Below are 16,849 nucleotides of genomic sequence, written 5' to 3'. Positions count from 1 at the left end.
ACAACGCGTCCCCGAAACCGCGCGTGGCCCGACACCACGCCGGCCCCTTCGAGACGCCGTAACGGAAAGTACCCGAACTTCCATGTTGCGCAATATCAGCTCCACCGTTCCCAGCCGCCTTCTCACCCGTCTGACCACGCTCACCAGCGGGCAGTGGATCGCCATCACCTCGCGCCCGGTCCCGAACCGCGCGGACAGCGTGACGGTGGACTCGTCGCTCGATGAGACGATCTCGGCGATCTTCACCGCGCTGCCCGTCAGCGACGCCACCGACACTCCGCTTGTCGGCTGGCTCGGCGACCCGGCCAACGACGCCGGCCTCGACGCCTTCTTCACCGTCCAGGGGCTCGCCCGCGACATCGAGCGCCGCCCACTCGAGATGGGTCGCCTGCAGGACCTGCCGGACGACCCGTGGCAGAACGTCGCCGCCGTCGTCACGGTCCCCGCAGCGACGGACTTCGTCTTCTTCGTCTGCATCGGCCACGGCGAGCAGGTCCCGGTGACGCTGTTCGACACCCGCCGACACCTGGCCGCCTGACCCCGCTGCGACGAAGCGCTTGACTTCAAGCGCTTGAGGTCTGTTCTGATGGGGACATGACCACGTTGACCATCCAGGACGTCTCCCGTCAGAGCGGGCTGAGCGAGCCGACGCTGCGCTACTACGAGGACGTCGGCCTGCTCGGCCCCATCGCGCGCGACGAGCGGAGCGGGCACCGGCGCTACGCCGAGGGCGACCTCGACGCCGCGCAGGTGCTCGCCTGCCTGCGCGCCATGGGCGTCGGGATCGAGGACATGCGCACGTACCAGGCGAACCGGCGGCGCGGCCGCGAGGCGGCACGCGAGCAGCGGGACATCCTGCTGCGCCACGCCGAACGCGTCGAGGAGCAGATCGCCACGCTGCGTGTGCATCTCGACTACCTGCGGGTGAAGGCCGCCCTGTGGGATGCGCGGGACCAGGCCGACGCCGTGGCCGAAGCTCAGGCGCACGCCGAGCTCGAATCCGTCCTCCCCCGACTCGAGGAGACCTTCCGATGACCTCAGACGCCCCCACCATCCTCGTCACCGGCGGCACCGGCTACCTCGGCACGCGGCTGCTGGCCGACCTGCTCGCGTCCGGCGCCGCGGTGCGCACGACGGTCCGCTCGCTCGATCGGGCGGACGAGGTCCGCGCCGCCGTCCGCCGGGCGGGCGTCGACGACACGGGACTGTCGTTCGCCGCCGCCTCCCTCACCGACGACGACGGCTGGGCCGACGCGCTCGCGGGCATCGAGGAGGTGCACCACACCGCGTCGCCGATGATCCAGACCGCCGTGCCCGACGAGGTCGTCGTCCCCGCCCGCGACGGAGCACTCCGCGTGCTGCGCGCCGCCCGCGACGCCGGTGCGCGCCGTGTCGTGCTGACGTCGTCGTTCGCCGCCGTCGGCTACTCGCCGAAGCCCGTGCGCGACTACGACGAGTCCGACTGGACCGACCCCGCCACGCCGGGTCTTCCCGCATACCCGCTCTCGAAGGCGGTCGCCGAGCGCGCCGCGTGGGACTTCGTCGAGCGCGAGGGCGGCGGTCTCGAACTGGTCGCCCTCAATCCGACGTGGATCGCCGGCCCGACCCTGACCGCCTCCGCGCGCTCGTCGCTCGCCGTCTTCACCGGGATGCTCGACGGCACGATGACGGCCGTGCCGCGACAGCGCTTCGGCCTGGCGGACGTGCGCGACGTCTCGGCGGCCCACCTCGCCGCCATGTCCAGCCCGGGCGCCGCGGGCAACCGCTATCTGGTGCTCGCCGAAGGCCCGACGATGACGTTCCTCGACGTCGCGACCGTGCTGCGCGAGCGCCTCGGCGACCTCGCCGCCGCCGCGCCCACCGAGGAGCTGCCGGGCGACGAGCCCGCACCCCTCGTCATCCACAACGATCGCGCGAAGCGGGAGCTCGGCCTCCGTCCGCGGGCCGCCGTCGACACGATCGTGGAGACCGCCGAGAGCCTGCGCGACCTCGGGCTGCTGGCCGACCGGTCCTGAGGTCGGTAGCACTCTCTTCCCGGAGCCGACGGCGTTCTGTCTACTGGCCGGGAGCGAGCGTGAAGTAGCGGGTATCGGTCGGGTAGACGTCCGTGCTCCACGCCGTGGCGATGTACTTCTTGCCGTTGTACTGCGTCCAGTCGTTCACGTTGAAGTACAGGTGTGCTCCGATCGTGAAGTATCCACGGTCGAAGCCCACGCGCGTGGAGGTCCCGAGGAAGGTCCAGACACCGGTCTGATAGCGCTGCTGGCTGAACGTCCTCCCGTCGATCGTCACGGTCGAGAACCGTTCCGGCGCCAGGTTCCACGCCCAGGCCGGGTCGCCGAGAACGCCGTTGTCGCGGTAGCTCTGGTAGGCGGCCGCCCCCGCGGCGGTCAGCGCGTAGTCGCTGTCGTTGAAGGAGACGACGGCGCCCGCTGTGTACTTCGTGGAGCTGTTCCAGAACGGCTGGGTGTTGGTGCCGGGGAATCTGTCGCCGGCCACGACCGCGATGTCGACGTTCCCGTCGGTGGCGGCGGCGGCCGGCGCCGCGAGGGCTCCCCCGAAGACGGCCGCGCTCAGGGCGGCGATCGCGGCGGCGGCGATGTACTTCATACGCACGTTCGTTCCTTACTGTGTGATCGGTTCGGGCGAATGTGGTCACCCGTAAGAAGAGACGATGCGAACGCCCAGGTATGACGGCATCCGAACGATGCCTCGGAGCGCCGGTGCCCGCGCTAGCATCGCGTCATGCGGATCGTCGTCTCGGGCACACACGCGAGCGGAAAGAGCACGCTGATCTCCGACTTCGCGCTCCGCCACCCCGACTTCACCGTGCTGCCCGACCCTTTCGACCTCATCGACGAGGCCTGGGATCAACCGAGCGAGACCGCGTTCGCACGGCAGCTGCGCGTCGCGGCGCAGCGGCTCGCTCCTGACGAGGTCGCGGGGAACGTCATCGCGGAGCGTGGGCCACTCGACTTCCTCGCCTACATGCTGGCACTCCACGAGGTGACGGGCGCACCCGGCTCCTCTGAACTCATCGAGCGCTCCGCGATCGTCACCGCGGAGGCGCTCGCCCACGTCGACCTGCTCGTCGTGCTGCCGCTCGACTCCGCCGATGCGATCGACGTCGGCGCCGATGAAGACCCGGAGTTGAGGAGCGCGATGAACGACGTGCTGATGGAGCTGGTCGATGACCCCGATCTCGTCGGTTCACGGCTGAAGGTGGCGGAGGTCGTCGGGAGCCCGAGCGACCGCCTCCGCCAGCTCGAAGCGCTCGTCAGCGAGTCCTGATCCCGGCCGCGCGCGGACTCGACGATCGACCTCACGCATCAGCAGAGGCCGGAGACACGCCCTAGCCGCTGACGACGGGGAGCATCACCGACGGCGGTGTCGCGGGCAGCGACAGTGTGGATCCGTCGCTGACGACCGGATCCCCGTTCGCGCTGGTCCCGCCGGCGGTCGCCGAATCCGTGAGCGCTCTGTTGGACAGATCGGCGGCGGTCGCGACGTAGACGGCGGAGCAGGTGACGCTCTGCCCCGCGGCCAACGAGGTGACCGGGCAGACGACCGGGGACAGGTTCGCCTGCACCGACGGCGCCCACACGGTGTCCGTCACCGAGACATCGTGGATCGTCTGGTTGCCCGTGTTGGTCACCACGAAGGTGTACGCGACCTGCTGGCCCACCACGGTGACGGACGTCGTCGAGGAGTTCTTGTCGATGGCCAGCCCGGCGCGCGCCGTGACCGGGATCGTGACTGCGGACGGGTCCGACACGACCGGCTGCGGATCAGGGTCTACCGCCGTGGGTGCCGGCGTGCCGGCGGCGGTGGCGTGATCCGAGACCGAACCGTTGTCCAGGTCCGCCTGGGTCGTCGTGTATGTCGCCGTGCACCTCACCGTCTCGCCCGGCGCCACCGCGCCTGTCGGGCACGACACCACGGAGAGGTTCGACTGCGTCGACGGGGCCTCGACCGTGTCCGTGACGGCGATGCCCGTCAGGGACACGTTGCCCTCGTTCGTCACGTCGAAGGTGTACGGGATCCGCTCGCCGACCTTCGTGATCGCCGTCGTGGTCGACGCCTTGACGACCGAGACGGACGGGGCCTGTCCCACCGGGATGGTCACGGCCGACGGGGGCGAGGTGATCGGCGTGGGAGTCGGGTCGCCGGCGGCCGCGGCCGGGACCGCGGTCGCGGTCGCCTGGTCCGACACCGAGCCGGCGTCGAGATCGGCCTGCGTGACCGTATAGGTCGCCGTGCAGGTGGTGGACTCACCGGGAATCAGGATGTCCAGCGGGCAGCTGATCGCGGACAGGTCCGCCGGAGAGGACGGAGCCGTCAGCACATCCGTCACAGAGACGCTCGCCAGCGTGACATTGCCGGAGTTGTGCACGTCGAACGTGTACGGGATCTGCTGTCCGACCTCGGTCGCCAGCGTCGTCGTGGAACTCTTGACCACCTCGATCGACGGGGCCCGCTCGGCGGGGATCGTCAGCTCGTCCTCCGGGGAGGTCACGACCGGTGTATCCGGGTCGGCGGAGTGCGCCGTGGCGACGGCCTTGTCCGAGACCGCGCCGTTGTCGACGTCGGCCTGGGTCACCGAGTACGTCGCTGTGCAGATCGTCTGCTCGCCGGGAGCCAGCGGCCCGGTCGGGCACGTCACGGTCGAGAGGCTCGCCTGGCTGGCGGGCGCGATCTGCGTGTCCGTCACCGACACGGTGTCGACGGTCAGGTTGCCGGTGTTGCGGACCAGGAAGTCGTACTGGATCTGCTGACCGACGGCCGTCGGGGGCGTCGACACCTGCGGCGACGACTTGTCGACGGTCAGAGCGGGAGCCGCGGTGACCGGGATCGTGAGCGGCGACGGCTGCGAGACCACCGGCTCGGGGTTCGGGGTGGCCTGCGTGGCCGGAGGTGTTCCGGCCGCAGTCGCCTGATCCGAGATCGACAGGTGGTCCAGGTCCGCCTGGGTCGTCGTGTACGTCGCCGTGCACGTCACCGTCGCGCCCGGCGCCACAGCGCCGGTCGGGCACGACACCGCGGTGAGGTTCGCCTGCGTCGACGGGGCGCCGACCGTGTCCGTGACCGAGACGTTCGACAGCGGCACGTTGCCGGTGTTCTTCACCTCGAAGGTGTACGGGACCTGCTGGCCGACGCGCGTCACCGCCGTGGTCGTCGATGCCTTCGTGACCTCGAGCGACGGAGCCGGGAAGAAGAGCAGGTCGGTGTCGTCGCCGCTCCCCGTCAGCGTGGCGGTCGAATCCGCCGGATCGGGCGCGGACACAGTCGCCGTGTTGACGATCGAGGCGCCCGTGATCGAGGACAGCACCTTCACCGTCACCGACACGGTCGTCGATCCACCTGCGGGCAGGTCTGCGAGGTTCCACGTGACCACACCGGATGCCGCCGTGCCTCCGTTGGATGCCGACACGAACGACAGACCGGCCGGAAGGGTGTCCGTCACCACGGCTCCGGGGAGGACCTCGGTCGCGAGCGGATTGGTCACCGCGATCGAGTAGGTGAGCGTGTCGCCCGGGGAGGCCTGGCTCACCCCGTCGTCCTTGACCACGCCGATGTCGCCGGGCGCGGCCAACGGGCTGATGGACATGGTGTCCTCGTTGTTCGCGGTGTTCCCGTCGTAGAGGAGGCCCTTGACGTCGGCGGTGGAGCTCATCGCACTGGTGGTGGTGGCTTCGACCGGAACGTTGAGCGCGACGGGGGTGTTCAGCAGCAGCGGATCGGTGGGAGTACAGGTGAGTGTGGCCGCACCCACCGCCGTGCCGTAGACGGCGCTGCCGTCCTTCGTGGCCGTGCACGTCCATCCCGTCGGCGAGAAGTTCGTCGCCGTCAGCCCGGCCGGGATGGAGACGGACACCGTTCCGCGTGTGCTTGCCGCGCCACCCAGGTTGGTGACGGTGTACGGCAGCACGCCCGGGCGCCCCTTCTGCAGCTTCGGCGTGCCCGCGACGACCCGCAGGTCGGTCTCGGCGACGGTCGCGCACACCGGAGCCGGCTCGGACACCGTGCTCAGCCCGGTGACCTTCACCGCGAACGAGTTGCACGCGATCGCGCCGTTCGCTGGCGCGTTGAGAACCGCCGCGGTGTACTGCATCGAGAAGCTCGCTCCCGCGGCGAAGCTGCCCGCGCGGGCGAGGCGGATCGCTTGAGCGCCGGACGACGCGGAGGACCAGTTGCTCGCGCACCCGGGAACCGTCGAGTCGACTTCCGATCGGCACGGCTGGGTCGACGGCGAGTAGGTCGCGGTCGCGCTGTTCGTGGGGGTCCCGACCGACTGGAGGGTCTCGCGGAAGGTGCTGCCGCGGGCCGTGCTCCCGGTCGCGTCGCTCGTTCCGGTGTCGCCGATGTACGGCAGCACGTCGTAGCCGACCACGTCCGAGAGGGTCGTGTTGCCGGTGTTCGTCACCGTCAGGCGGTACTTGATCGACGTCGAGTTCGGCGGGACGCCGACCGAGTTGGACGGGTCCGAATACCAGTTGCAGCCGTCGGCCTGGGAGGAATCGGGCTGGCAGATCTCCTTCAGCACCTGGAGGCCGGGAACGGCCGCGACCGTCGTGCCCGTTCCGGCGTTGTTGGCCGTCGCGAACTGCTCGGTGGTGTTGGAGTCCGCGTCCATGTCGGGCGCATCGGTGAACGGAGTGACGAAGTTGTCGTTCGCCACCGGGGTGCCCGTGTTGCCGATGTAGGCCGACGGGGTTCCCACGGTGCCTGCGGTGACGGATGTCCCGGGGTGCGCCACCACCGACATCGTCGGCAGCGTCGTGTTCTTTCCGAACACCGTGCCGGCGGGCCAGCTGGCCACGACGATCTGTCGGGCGACGCCGCTGATCGTCACGGTCCGGTAGGAGTAGGTCACCCCGACCGGAACCGATCCGGCGGGGAACGCCGCGGAGCCGGGCGTGATCTGCCAGCCGACCGGCGCCACGAACACGTACTGGGGGGTGATGTCGCGGTCGGTGGGCACGGAGGCGGTCGAGCCGCCCACGCGGAACGTCACGTTCGTGTTCGGGCCGGCCGTCGTCTGGCCCGCGGGCAGCGCGTCACGAGTGATGGTGGCGCGGAACACCGCGGGAACGACGACCGGGGGGTCCTGGATGAAACGCACCGTGGCGGAAGCGGTTCCGGTGACCGTGGTGAGGCTCGGGAAGCCGGGGTAGGCGATACTGCCCGACGCCGTGTTGGTCCAGGGTCCAGGGGTGGAGGCCCCCTTCGTTGCGTCGAAGGTCGGCTGCATGCTCAGAGCGCACCCACCGGTGTTGGGTTGGTCGACGCGGAAGCTCGCCGGAACTCCGGGCGCGATCGCGGTGGCCGCCACGATCTTGCGACCCGCGGGAGCCGTGTAGGACGCCGAGTATCCCGCGGAGACCACGGAGCCGGTCGTGCCGTCGTCCAGCGTGTAGTTGATGGTGACCCGAGACGCGGATGCGGGAGTCTCACATCCACTGACGAAGGTGGTGCCCGCGTCGATCTTGTAGACCGGGAAAGGACCGCTCGCGAGGTCGCTCTCCGTCACCGTGAGGGTTGCGGGATTGTTGCCGGTGTTGGACGCGCTGACGTTCCACTTGCCCGTCGCCGCACCGGTGTCCGGGATGTGCTGAACCCACTTCGCGGTGCCGTCTCCTCCCCAGGTTCCCGAGCCTCCGTACGACTTCTCGACACGTCCACGAGCGAACGGACCGTTGAAGACGATCGACTTCGGTGCGATCGTGAGCGGGATGTCCGCCACGTTCGGGTAGCCGGGATACGTCATGACCGCCGACGCCGTGTTGGTGCGCTTCTCTCCACCCGGCGCCTCCGACGTGACGCGGTACAGGTACTGGACCACGAAGTTCGTCCGCGCGGTCGCGGCGTCCGGGTACTGATTCGGAGCGGCCAGGGAGGTCGACGTCACTTTCGACGTCACGAATCGGTAGCCTGCCGGCGCACTGACGGGCGTGGTGGAGGTGCCGGAGATGGTGTTCGTGCCGTTGGTCGCGGTCCAGACCACGGTCGCCCCGGTCGGGATGGACTTGATCTGGTACACGGGTGCATTCGCCTGGTCGAGCGCGTTGTCGGTGACGACCGCGACGCCGGGGACGTTCGCCTGGTTGCCGACCGTGACCTGCCAGTACTTCAGGTTCTCGGAGCCTGCCGCCGGGACGGTGATGAGCGAATCGCCGTTGGTGAGGGCCGAATCCTGAGTGGATGACTTGGGATCGGCCACGGCCTTACCGAACGGATCCCAGCACGACACCTCCGTCGTGCCGCTGGTGGCCGTCGCGGAGCGTTTCTCGCCCGGGGTCCCCGGCATGCTGAGATAGGTGACATCGACCTTGGTGGTCCATTTGCCCGACTGCGCGTCGAAGTTGCAGGTCGTGCCGGCCGGAGCATAAGAACTCGCCGGGAAGGACACGGTGACCGTGCGGGTGTTGCCCTTGATCGTGTTCAGGAGCCAGCCCGCTTCGGGGTTCACGACGTAGTTGTTGTACGTCGTCGCCGCCCAGGCCGGGGAGTTCCACACGAGATCCCATCCGGTCGCGACCGAACCGGTGACGGTGGGGTTGCCCGCCGCGGAGACGAACTGAACACCCGCGGGAATGTGGTGGGTCACCGTGTACGAGTCGGCACACACGTGGGCGTTCCCCGTGACATAGTTCGCGCTCGCCTGCGTGCACCAGTTGCCCATGGCGACGTTGTAGGTGTAGTTCGTGCCGACGTTGGCACGACCGGGAAGGTTGAGCGTCGCGGCGGCCGGGTCGGCGGCCGTGATGTTCCACCGCACCGGAGACGACGTCGCGCTGATGGGCGCGGACGCGGTGTCGGCGTTTCCGGTCGCCTTGAGGCTGATCTGGAAGCCATCCGGGAAGTTCTCGGCGAGCCACGGGCTCACCTCGTTGGCGTAGGCGACGTAGGTCCCGTTGTTGGGCTGCGAGTACTGGAACGTGAACGAGCCCGACTGCCCGGCGGTCAGGTTGCCCAGCGACACCGTGTATCCCGTGGCATCCGTGCCCGAGTAGGTGCCTCCCGTCAGCGGTGCGGTGAACCCGATGGGAGCGACCAGCAGCCGGTACTGGTTGTGGATCGGGTCGAGCTGTGTCGGGTCGAGCTTCACTGTCGCGTTGGTGCAGGCCGCCGACAGGCACGAGAAGTCCACGCGGAACGCGACCTTCGATCCGTATTGCCCAGGTGACGTGCTGGTGATCGGGGTGCCCGTCGTCGGGTCGACCGCCGTGACCGACACGGAGACCTGCGCCGACCCCGCTGCCGCGGCGGGCGCGGCGAACCCGCCTGCCACCAGCGAACCGGCGAGCAGGAGGACCGCCGCGAGCGCCGACACGAAGGAGGACAGGCGGCGTCGGGTGCGGCCGATCGGTGAAGACGTGCTGCGTGAGCGTCGCGCGGCGGCGAAATCCATGACATCCCCTTGAGAGGTGAAACGGCGTCCGGGCGACGCCTGTCTCCAGATAGAGAGTGGGCAGCGGGGCGGTGAATGACGCGGTGGCGATTCTTCGTAGAAAATCTGGCCGCTTCCTGGCCGCGAGGATGGTGTGCCGCCGCTGCGTCACATCTGCGGTGCCGCGCGGCTCTCCTGAAGCATGGACGTGACGCGCGAACAGGGACGGACATCGTCGATCTTCATCGGTTGGCGGGAGCGGAGCACCCGCTCCGCTCGTATCCCGCAGTGGCACACGCCCGCGGTGGATGCGGTCTGCACGGCCCTCGAGAGCGGCGACACCCCCCTCGAGGCTCTCCGGCAGCTCGGTGCAGAGCGGGCGCTCGCCGACACCGACCTGGACGCCGCCCTGGGCGACATGGACGACCTGTGCGACACGCTGGGCCTGGTCGCTCCGCCCAGCGCGATCGTGCGAGCGGTGGCGTCGGGCTGGGCCGACGGCTTCCAGTCCGTTGCGACCAGGAGGACGTGCGTCGATCCGTTGACGGGACTTCCGACGGCCGACTACCTCTCTGTGCGATTGGGAGAGATCCTGGCGTCGTCGACGACCGAGTGGCCACCCTTTCCAGAGCCCCTCGCCCTCCTGTTCTGCACCGGCCCCCACGGCCGGGCTCCCCGCTCCTTCGCCGACCGGATGGTCGCCGGGGTCCGCTGGGGTTCGCACTTCTCCCGTACCCACTGCCTGACCACCGCCATCCTTCCGAACAGCGTGATGGTCGCGATCGTCGCCGCCGACGGCGCGCTCGACGCGAAGGTCATCGCCGCTTCGGACGCGATGAATTCCTCGACAGCCGCCCGGCGGTACGAGGTGCACGCGCTCGACCTCCCCGGCGACGCCGCGGACGCCCGTTCCCTCGTCTCGAATCTCTCGCGGTCCTGATCGGCATCCCCGTCGTTCTCGGGACACTCCGGGTCCCCCTTCACACATCGAGACGAAAGGTCACGCACATGGATCGATTCGATGCGACCAGGTCGGTGCTGCCAGGTGCGGTGGCGACGGCACGACGTTCGACGACAGTGACGAGCGAGTGGTCGGCCAGCGTCCTCTGGATGCTCCTGACCGATCTCTCTCCGTATGCGGATTGGACTCCCTCCCTCACCTCCGTGGACGGGATCGTGGAACCGCACGAGCGCGTCGACCTGACCACGCGCGACGGCGCCCGCTACCGATTCCGCGTGGGACGGGTCGAGCACTACGGCGGCTTCAGCCTCTATGGCGCAGGCATCCGGAGGGACGTCTCCACCCGGGTCCTCGCCGACTCGAGCATCCGGGTCTCTGTCCGGGACCACTGGTGGCGGATCCGCCGTCCTGCGGTTCTCGCGGTCTGGCCCGCACAGAGCATCCTCGACCGGCTCGCCGACGACGGACTCGGGGCGTCCGCACACGAAATCGGGTCTGCGCGTCATTCGGGGTGACCTTCGCCGCTCTCCTCCAGGAGCTACTTCTTCACCCGGCCGACCCGGAGCGTACCCGAATGCACCCCGACGATCTCCTCTCTTCGCCCGACGACGCTGCGACGGTCGGCGACGCCGACCTGATCCTGAGCGTCCGGCAAGGTGACGGTCGCGCCTTCGCGCAGCTGCACCACCGGCACTACAGCGCCGCCCTGCGCGTTGCGCTGATCTACGCGAACTCGCATCACTCGGCGGAGGAGATCACCGCAGAGGCGTTCGCCCGGATGTACTCGACTCTGCGGAACGACGCCGGACCGGCCGAGAACTTCCGCGCCTACCTCTTCACCATCATCAGGCGCATCGCCCAGGGTGTGAACACCAAGACGGCCCCCGAGCACCTGACCGACGACTTCGGCCCGTTCGAACACTCCCACCTCAGCTACCGTCCGGTCGGCGACGAGTTCGGTGCCGGCATGGTCGGCGACGCCTTCTTCTCCCTTCCGCCTCGCTGGCAGACCGCCCTCTGGTACGTGGACGTGGAGGCCATCCCCACCGCCGAGGCGGCGACCCTGCTCGGACTCACACCGAATGCGACGGCCGCGCTCGTCTACCGCGCTCGCGAGGGCCTCCGCTCGGCCTTCCTTCAGCAGCACGCCGTCGGCGGTGTCAGCGCGGGCTGCGAGCCCTACCGCGGCAAGCTCGCCGCCTACGTCCGCGGCACCCTGAGCAAGCGGGAACTGACGGCGGTCGCCGAGCACCTCGCGACGTGCACGGAGTGCTCCGCCATCCGCGAGGACCTCTCCCACGTCAACGTCCGCCTGCGCAGCGTGCTCCTCCCGCTCGCGCTCGGGGGCGGGGCCGCCACCGCCTTCCTCGCCCAGACGGCGACCCCGGCTCCCGCGTCGGCTGCCGAACACGTCGCGAGCCACCTGGGTCGTGTGACCCGCATCGCCGTCCCCGTCGCCGTCGCCGCGCTCATCGTGGGACTCGTGAGCGCGGGCATCGTGATCTCGGCCCGGCATGATGTCGTCGTGGACGCCGCCGCGCCGAGACAGGAGCTCACCGCCCCACCCACGGGCGCGGCGCCGGCCCCGCCGAGCTCCCCCTCCGCCTCGCCGTCGCCGGCACCCACCGCGACGCCGGCCCCGGCGCCGGTCGGTGGGCCGCAGCCGGACACGGCCGCCCCGATCGCCGCTCCGGCGCCCGCTTCCCGATCAGACGCGCCTGTCGTCCCGGCTCCGCCCGCCGCGGTGCCACCCGGCCCCACGCCGAAACCCACTCCCCCGAGCCCCGCGCCGGTCGCACAGGTCTACCCCGTCGGATCGGCCGGCGCCCGCAGCCTGTCCGTGAGCGTCGACGGCACGGCGGATCGGTACACGTTCAGGGTCACGGCCCCCGACACGGTGACCTTCGGTTCGCCTTCAGCGCCGAGCACGGGCGCACTCACCTGCACCCCGCAGGCGCCGAACCGGCTCACGTGCGAGCTCAGCGGCGTGGCCGGCAGCACGGCACGGTTCACGCTGCCCTACGCGACCGTTGCGGCCGCAGGGGCGTACGGGTCCATCGAGACCAGCGGGTCGCTCCCCTATCAGTTCTCGACGACCCTTCCGAACTGACCATCCGCACGTCGCCCGGGCGGCGTCATCGATCGCCGCGACAGCGCATCTCATCCTTCAGAGCGGGCGCACTCCGCGCCCGCGTTGGGAGGACTGCGGTGAACGCATCGGAACTCGTGAACGGCCGGTCGCGAGCCAGTGGACGGGACATGCTGGCGCTGGCACAGAGGCCGGGCACCGAGCGCGAGGACCGCGCATGACCGGGCGGCGCGATGAGACGAGTCGGACCACCTCGCCGAGCTCCTTCGGCACGCACGCCGAACTGTACGTGAGCGTGCGGACCCAGGAGCCCATCCGCGTCGCATGCGAGTGCGCGATCGGGCACACGCACACGTACGACGACCGGGTGGAGCGTTCGCAACCACGCTCGCACGCGTCGTCCTGACCTGTGCACCGCGGCCCTGTCGCGCCCGCAACGCCGTTCGGCCCCGGTCTGACTGACAGACCGGGGCCGAACGGCGGATCGGGCGAAGCCCTCCGGCTACTGCCGGTACGTGCTCGTCAGCTGCGCCTGGCCGAGCGTGGTGGCCGCGATATCGGCATCGCCGGTCACCGTCCGCGAGAGCGCGAAGACCGTGAGCGTGTAGTGGTGGGTGCTGCCTGGCGGCGGGCACGGTCCGCCGTATCCGGACCGCCCGAAGTCATTGGTGAGCTCTGAGGCGGGCGCGGTGATGCTCCCCGAGGCGCCCGCCGCCAGCGACGTCGTGCCCGCCGGGAGGTTGAGGACCTCCCAGTGCAGGAAGTTCGCGTCGGTGTCGAAGATCTTCACCGCGTAGCCGACCGTGCCAGCAGGCGGATCGCTCCACGAGACGGCAGGGGATCGCCCGGATCCGGGGGCGAAGCGGCTCGTGCAGGCGTCCTGGGCGGGAATCGTGGCCTGTGACCAGTCGGCCGACGCGATCGAGAACGCGGCGGCCGGGGGCTCCGTCGGCGTCGGGACCGGCGTCGGAGTGGTGGTCGGCGTCGCGGTGGGAGCGGCCGTCGAGGTCGTTCCCGACGCGGGCGCCCCCGGATCCTGGGCCGGGCCGCCGGGATCGGCACTGCACGACGACCCTGCGGCGTAGGAGCTCTCCGGCGCCTGGATGGTCAGGCCGAGCCCGACCACGAGCGCCAGCACCATCATTCCTCCGGCCGCTGCGCGACGCGACCGCCATGCCCGCACCCGGAGCAGGACGACCCCGGTCACGATCAGCGCGAACGCGATCACGACCGGTACCACCCACTCCAGCTCACTCCCCGTGGATGCCAGACAATCCATCACAGAACTCCTCGTGTTCATCTCCTGGTGAAGACGCTCGCGCGCCCCTGTACGAGATGAGAGCCGCGCCGCGGCCGTTCGATGACGGCCCGGCCTGTCACATCTGGACGGTGGGGGGTCGGCCCGAAAATGACCCCCCACCGCTGGGAGCTACCACGTTCCCGCGTGGCAGAGCATGGACGCGACGTTCCGTGCTGCTTTAAGAGAGCGCGACCGGGCCCTCAGGATGACGCTGCGACGGAACCCGATCGGCGTCATCCGTGCGCCTTCGGCGCGCTCGCATGGAGTGGAGGGTCGCGATCGGCCATCCCATCCCATCCCGTTCGTCCAGGAGTAGCCACGATGACCACACAACCCGTCGAGCTCGCACCCCCCACGGGCCCCGTCGTCGTCGCCCAGCCCGTGCACCGCTGGACGCTCGCCGAGCTGCGAGCCTTCACCAGGGTGGTCCCGCGCGCGACGCGGGGGCGCGTCCTTCCGGCGGCCCTCCAGTTCGTGCTGGTCAGCGTGCTCGCGTCGGTGGTCGTGCTCGGCTCGATCGCGGCGCTGCTGGCTGCCTTCGTGGCGTGGTACGGCCCCGTCCTCGCCCCTGCTCTCCGCGCTCTGGGCCTCTGAGATGCGGCAGGAACCGGTCCCGACCGTGAGCGCCGGCCGGGTCAGCCGACTCCGCGGAGGATGCACCGGGTGTCGGGCGCAGGGGTGAGCCTGGAGCTCACGGTCCACTCACGGGTTGCGCCGGCGGAGACGGTGACCTTCGTCTTCCCCGTGCCGATGACCGTGCCCTTGTCGGTGGTGAAGAAGATGGAGATCGTATAGGTCACGTCCGCCTTCGTGGGGTTCTTCGCCGTGCCGACGGCCTTCCACCCTCCGTCACTGCTCGCGCAGGTGTCGATGGCGACGTTCCGGCGCAGCGCGGGCGTGTTCGGGACATCGGACGGGACGCTCGTCGCCTGCCGGACCCCCGACGGGAGCCCGAAGGCCTGCGCGGGTGCGGCTGTCGGGCCGCTCTCCGAGCTCGGGGTGCACGCCGCGAGGAGGCCCACCGACAGCACAGCTGCGAGGGTCGCGAGCATCCGGCGGTGATGTGAGGTGGCATGGATGGTCATCGTCGTACTCTCTGCATTCTTCCGGGGCGGTCAGGTCGTGATCGTGATCGGGGTGCCGAGCGGGAGGCTGTCGACGGCCGTGATCGCGTCCTCCGCCAGCCGCAGACACCCGTGCGAGACGGCTCCGACGCTGGCGCGGTTGTAGTGGATGCCGATCAGGCCGCCATCGTTCCCTCCGTACGGCTCGTCCTGCGCGGAAGCGTGCAACGACGTCAGCTGGATCGGGAAGACGGTCTGGCCCTGTCTCGGGTCCAGGTAGCGCTGCTGGAGGTAGCCGGTCACCCCGGTCGGGGTGGGGGTGCCCGGTGTGCCGACACCGACCGCGAACCGGGAGACGACGGAGCCGTCGTGGAGGATCGACAGCTTCTGCTCGGAGACGCTGACGACGATGCGGTCGTGGAGGGCGCCCGCGCGCTCCAGTGCCGAACCGGCGACCCATCCGGCGCTCTGGGCCGGCGCGTTGCCCCGGCTGGCCGAGGGCAGGACGATCCGCGCCGGCGTCAGCACGAGCGACCATGGCCCCTCGCGCTTCACCACGACGACGGTGGTCGACGCACCGACGAAGTCCTTGGCGCTGAGCCGGGCAACCGGAATCCGTCGATCCGCGCCGAAGACCGGGACATCGGAGGAGATCCGATACGACTCCGTGATCGCTCCGGCGTCCCCGGTGTAGGGCAGCAGGCCGCCGATCACGGCGTCGTATCTCGCCTCCGGGAGCCGACGCAGCGCATCCGCCGGGACGGTGGGGACCGGGATGTCCTGCGCCTGGGCGGCGGATGCGCGAGCCGGCTTCTGCGGAGGGAGGCCGGTCGCGGATGGTATCGCCTGCAGAATCCAGACCGCGACGGCCGCCGTCACGATGACGACCGTCCCGGCGGCGAGCGACACCCAGAGTCGCCGGCCCCGGCGGGTCTGCGGGAGCCGCGGCCGGGTTCCGGTGTTCCCCAGCGGATCAGTCACGATGGTGTTCCTTCTGTTCGTCGAGGCCCGCGTTCGGTCTTCCGCGTACCGGCAGAGTCGCTCTGTATGTGAGCGCGGACGGACGGCGAGAATGACGCCGGCCGTCGGATTTCCTGATGGTCGGCGCGGGCCGCTCATCCGGCGATGGCCCGAAAGGCGCCGACTCCGAACCGTTCGTCCCATTCGGCGAAGGTGTGATCCCGACCGAGCGGGCATTCGCAGGCGACGAACAGCGGCGCCTCCAATTCCGCCCGGGTGAACCGTTCCCGATGGGGGGTGGGCCATTCCGCCGAAGACGACTTCGCAGCCAGATCTGCGATCGACATTTTCCATCCTTTCGTCGGCACGGACGTCGAACGGGTGACGTCCGTGATCTCTGCACGGCGGACCGCGCCTCCTTCTGCGGACACGTCGCGCAGGTGTCGCGGTGCGGTCGGGCGGGTGTCGCCATCTTCGGGTCCAGCCTGGAGCCACGCCTTCCGCAGGGCCTTTCTGCCGCGCAGGGCGAGCACGGCGGCGGCATTGGAGGAGATCCCCAACATGGGTGCGAGCTCCGTCGGAGTGAACCCTTCGACGATCGTGTACCAGAGGACGCTGCGCGTGCGGACGGGGAGGGAGGTGAAGGCGGCCACCATCCGCGGGTCCCGCTCGAGCGCGGCCAGCCCGTCGACCGGCGGAGGCGGCGCGGCCTGGTAGGGGTCTTCGAGGACGATCTCCATCTGCCGCGACCCCCATTTCGCCGACATGTTCCGCACCACGGTCATGAGGTACACACGGAACGCGTGGTCCGGACCCTGGCCGTTGCGGATGGCGGAGAGCACGGTGAGGAAGGCTTCCGACGCGAGATCTTCCGGGTCGAACCGCGACGTCGACCGTCGCGCGACGCGGACGGCGAGCGGGAAATAGCGGCGCCACAGTTCGGCGTAGGCGTCGGAATCGCCGTTCCGGACGCGCAGAATCAGTTCGTCGTCCGGCTGGTCGGCGTACTGCGCCGCCGCAGCGACAGGGGTCGCACTCATGGTCGGGCCCTTCAGGGGAGGATGTCGCGAGGCTCGGTTGTCTC

At 70.0% G+C, this 16,849-nt stretch carries 14 protein-coding genes; 8 read left to right on the top strand and 6 right to left on the bottom strand.

Annotated features, from left to right (window positions below):
* Positions 1 to 82 precede the first annotated feature (82 nt).
* From BLW09_RS00625 to BLW09_RS00615, 3 genes are read left to right on the top strand one after another with little or no spacing between them, the layout of a single operon-like run.
* On the top strand, positions 83 to 538 hold the full coding sequence (locus BLW09_RS00625) for a hypothetical protein (protein WP_089907189.1): 456 nt from the start codon (positions 83 to 85) through the stop codon (positions 536 to 538).
* A 56-nt stretch (positions 539 to 594) separates the two neighbouring features.
* Positions 595 to 1,035, top strand: coding sequence for a MerR family transcriptional regulator (locus tag BLW09_RS00620; protein WP_089907186.1), 441 nt, complete (start codon positions 595 to 597; stop codon positions 1,033 to 1,035).
* Positions 1,032 to 2,015, top strand: a complete 984-nt coding sequence (locus BLW09_RS00615) for an NAD-dependent epimerase/dehydratase family protein (RefSeq protein WP_089907184.1) — start codon at positions 1,032 to 1,034, stop codon at positions 2,013 to 2,015. Before BLW09_RS00620 ends, BLW09_RS00615 begins: the two co-directional genes overlap by 4 nt.
* 40 nt (positions 2,016 to 2,055) lie before the next feature.
* Here BLW09_RS00615 and BLW09_RS00610 read toward each other — a convergent pair whose 3' ends face one another.
* Positions 2,056 to 2,616 carry a hypothetical protein gene (locus BLW09_RS00610; protein ID WP_157696867.1) on the bottom strand — a complete coding sequence of 187 codons (561 nt, stop codon included), beginning with the start codon at positions 2,614 to 2,616 and terminating at the stop codon, positions 2,056 to 2,058.
* 129 nt (positions 2,617 to 2,745) lie between these two features.
* Here BLW09_RS00610 and BLW09_RS00605 point away from each other — a divergent pair, with 129 nt between their 5' ends.
* A complete protein-coding gene (locus BLW09_RS00605) occupies positions 2,746 to 3,291 on the top strand; it encodes an AAA family ATPase (protein WP_089907180.1) in 546 nt (181 codons plus the stop codon).
* Positions 3,292 to 3,352: 61 nt separating this feature from the next.
* Here BLW09_RS00605 and BLW09_RS00600 read toward each other — a convergent pair whose 3' ends face one another.
* On the bottom strand, positions 3,353 to 9,412 hold the full coding sequence (locus tag BLW09_RS00600; RefSeq protein WP_089907178.1) for a DUF11 domain-containing protein: 6,060 nt from the start codon (positions 9,410 to 9,412) through the stop codon (positions 3,353 to 3,355).
* A gap of 187 nt (positions 9,413 to 9,599) precedes the next feature.
* On the opposite strand from BLW09_RS00600, the gene BLW09_RS00595 reads away from it, so the two are divergent.
* The 3 genes from BLW09_RS00595 to BLW09_RS00585 all read left to right on the top strand — a co-directional run bounded on the left by BLW09_RS00595 (position 9,600) and on the right by BLW09_RS00585 (position 12,462).
* The gene (locus BLW09_RS00595) at positions 9,600 to 10,331 is read left to right on the top strand and encodes a hypothetical protein (RefSeq protein ID WP_157696866.1); all 732 of its coding nucleotides are present in this window, start codon (positions 9,600 to 9,602) and stop codon (positions 10,329 to 10,331) included.
* A 68-nt stretch (positions 10,332 to 10,399) separates the two neighbouring features.
* The gene (locus BLW09_RS00590; protein WP_157696865.1) at positions 10,400 to 10,867 is read left to right on the top strand and encodes a hypothetical protein; all 468 of its coding nucleotides are present in this window, start codon (positions 10,400 to 10,402) and stop codon (positions 10,865 to 10,867) included.
* 59 nt (positions 10,868 to 10,926) lie between these two features.
* Positions 10,927 to 12,462, top strand: a complete 1,536-nt coding sequence (locus BLW09_RS00585; protein WP_089907173.1) for a sigma factor — start codon at positions 10,927 to 10,929, stop codon at positions 12,460 to 12,462.
* Positions 12,463 to 12,943: 481 nt separating this feature from the next.
* On the opposite strand, the gene BLW09_RS19130 is transcribed toward BLW09_RS00585, so the two are convergent.
* Positions 12,944 to 13,720 (bottom strand): YbhB/YbcL family Raf kinase inhibitor-like protein, encoded by a 777-nt coding sequence (locus BLW09_RS19130; RefSeq protein WP_197682044.1) that lies wholly within the window; start codon positions 13,718 to 13,720, stop codon positions 12,944 to 12,946.
* Positions 13,721 to 14,062: 342 nt separating this feature from the next.
* On the opposite strand from BLW09_RS19130, the gene BLW09_RS00570 reads away from it, so the two are divergent.
* Positions 14,063 to 14,335, top strand: coding sequence for a hypothetical protein (locus BLW09_RS00570; RefSeq protein WP_089907169.1), 273 nt, complete (start codon positions 14,063 to 14,065; stop codon positions 14,333 to 14,335).
* 41 nt (positions 14,336 to 14,376) lie between these two features.
* Here the strand turns inward: BLW09_RS00570 and BLW09_RS00565 are convergent, their stop codons facing one another.
* From BLW09_RS00565 to BLW09_RS00555, 3 genes are all read right to left on the bottom strand, one after another.
* Positions 14,377 to 14,826 (bottom strand): hypothetical protein, encoded by a 450-nt coding sequence (locus BLW09_RS00565; RefSeq protein WP_157696864.1) that lies wholly within the window; start codon positions 14,824 to 14,826, stop codon positions 14,377 to 14,379.
* Between the two features lie 30 nt (positions 14,827 to 14,856).
* Positions 14,857 to 15,786: a L,D-transpeptidase gene (locus tag BLW09_RS00560; RefSeq protein ID WP_157696863.1), complete on the bottom strand. Its 930-nt coding sequence runs from the start codon at positions 15,784 to 15,786 to the stop codon at positions 14,857 to 14,859.
* 134 nt (positions 15,787 to 15,920) lie between these two features.
* The gene (locus BLW09_RS00555) at positions 15,921 to 16,805 is read right to left on the bottom strand and encodes an RNA polymerase sigma factor (protein ID WP_089907164.1); all 885 of its coding nucleotides are present in this window, start codon (positions 16,803 to 16,805) and stop codon (positions 15,921 to 15,923) included.
* Positions 16,806 to 16,849 lie beyond the last annotated feature (44 nt).

Origin of the sequence: Leifsonia sp. 21MFCrub1.1 (assembly GCF_900107895.1) — a bacterium.
In the GTDB taxonomy this organism is placed as follows: domain Bacteria; phylum Actinomycetota; class Actinomycetes; order Actinomycetales; family Microbacteriaceae; genus Leifsonia; species Leifsonia soli.
Note: the sequence above shows the minus strand (reverse complement) of the source record. Positions and strands in the feature narration are given on the sequence as shown.

Excerpts from the sequence above, each read along its gene's own strand:
- BLW09_RS00615 (WP_089907184.1), top strand. The coding sequence starts at position 1,032 with ATGACCTCAGACGCCCCCACCATCCTCGTCACCGGCGGCACCGGCTAC.
- BLW09_RS00585 (WP_089907173.1), top strand. The coding sequence starts at position 10,927 with ATGCACCCCGACGATCTCCTCTCTTCGCCCGACGACGCTGCGACGGTC.
- BLW09_RS00620 (WP_089907186.1), top strand. The coding sequence starts at position 595 with ATGACCACGTTGACCATCCAGGACGTCTCCCGTCAGAGCGGGCTGAGC.
- BLW09_RS00565 (WP_157696864.1), bottom strand. The coding sequence starts at position 14,826 with ATGACCATCCATGCCACCTCACATCACCGCCGGATGCTCGCGACCCTC.
- BLW09_RS00600 (WP_089907178.1), bottom strand. The coding sequence starts at position 9,412 with ATGGATTTCGCCGCCGCGCGACGCTCACGCAGCACGTCTTCACCGATC.
- BLW09_RS00625 (WP_089907189.1), top strand. The coding sequence starts at position 83 with ATGTTGCGCAATATCAGCTCCACCGTTCCCAGCCGCCTTCTCACCCGT.
- BLW09_RS00555 (WP_089907164.1), bottom strand. The coding sequence starts at position 16,805 with ATGAGTGCGACCCCTGTCGCTGCGGCGGCGCAGTACGCCGACCAGCCG.
- BLW09_RS00605 (WP_089907180.1), top strand. The coding sequence starts at position 2,746 with ATGCGGATCGTCGTCTCGGGCACACACGCGAGCGGAAAGAGCACGCTG.
- BLW09_RS00570 (WP_089907169.1), top strand. The coding sequence starts at position 14,063 with ATGACCACACAACCCGTCGAGCTCGCACCCCCCACGGGCCCCGTCGTC.
- BLW09_RS00590 (WP_157696865.1), top strand. The coding sequence starts at position 10,400 with ATGGATCGATTCGATGCGACCAGGTCGGTGCTGCCAGGTGCGGTGGCG.
- BLW09_RS19130 (WP_197682044.1), bottom strand. The coding sequence starts at position 13,720 with ATGGATTGTCTGGCATCCACGGGGAGTGAGCTGGAGTGGGTGGTACCG.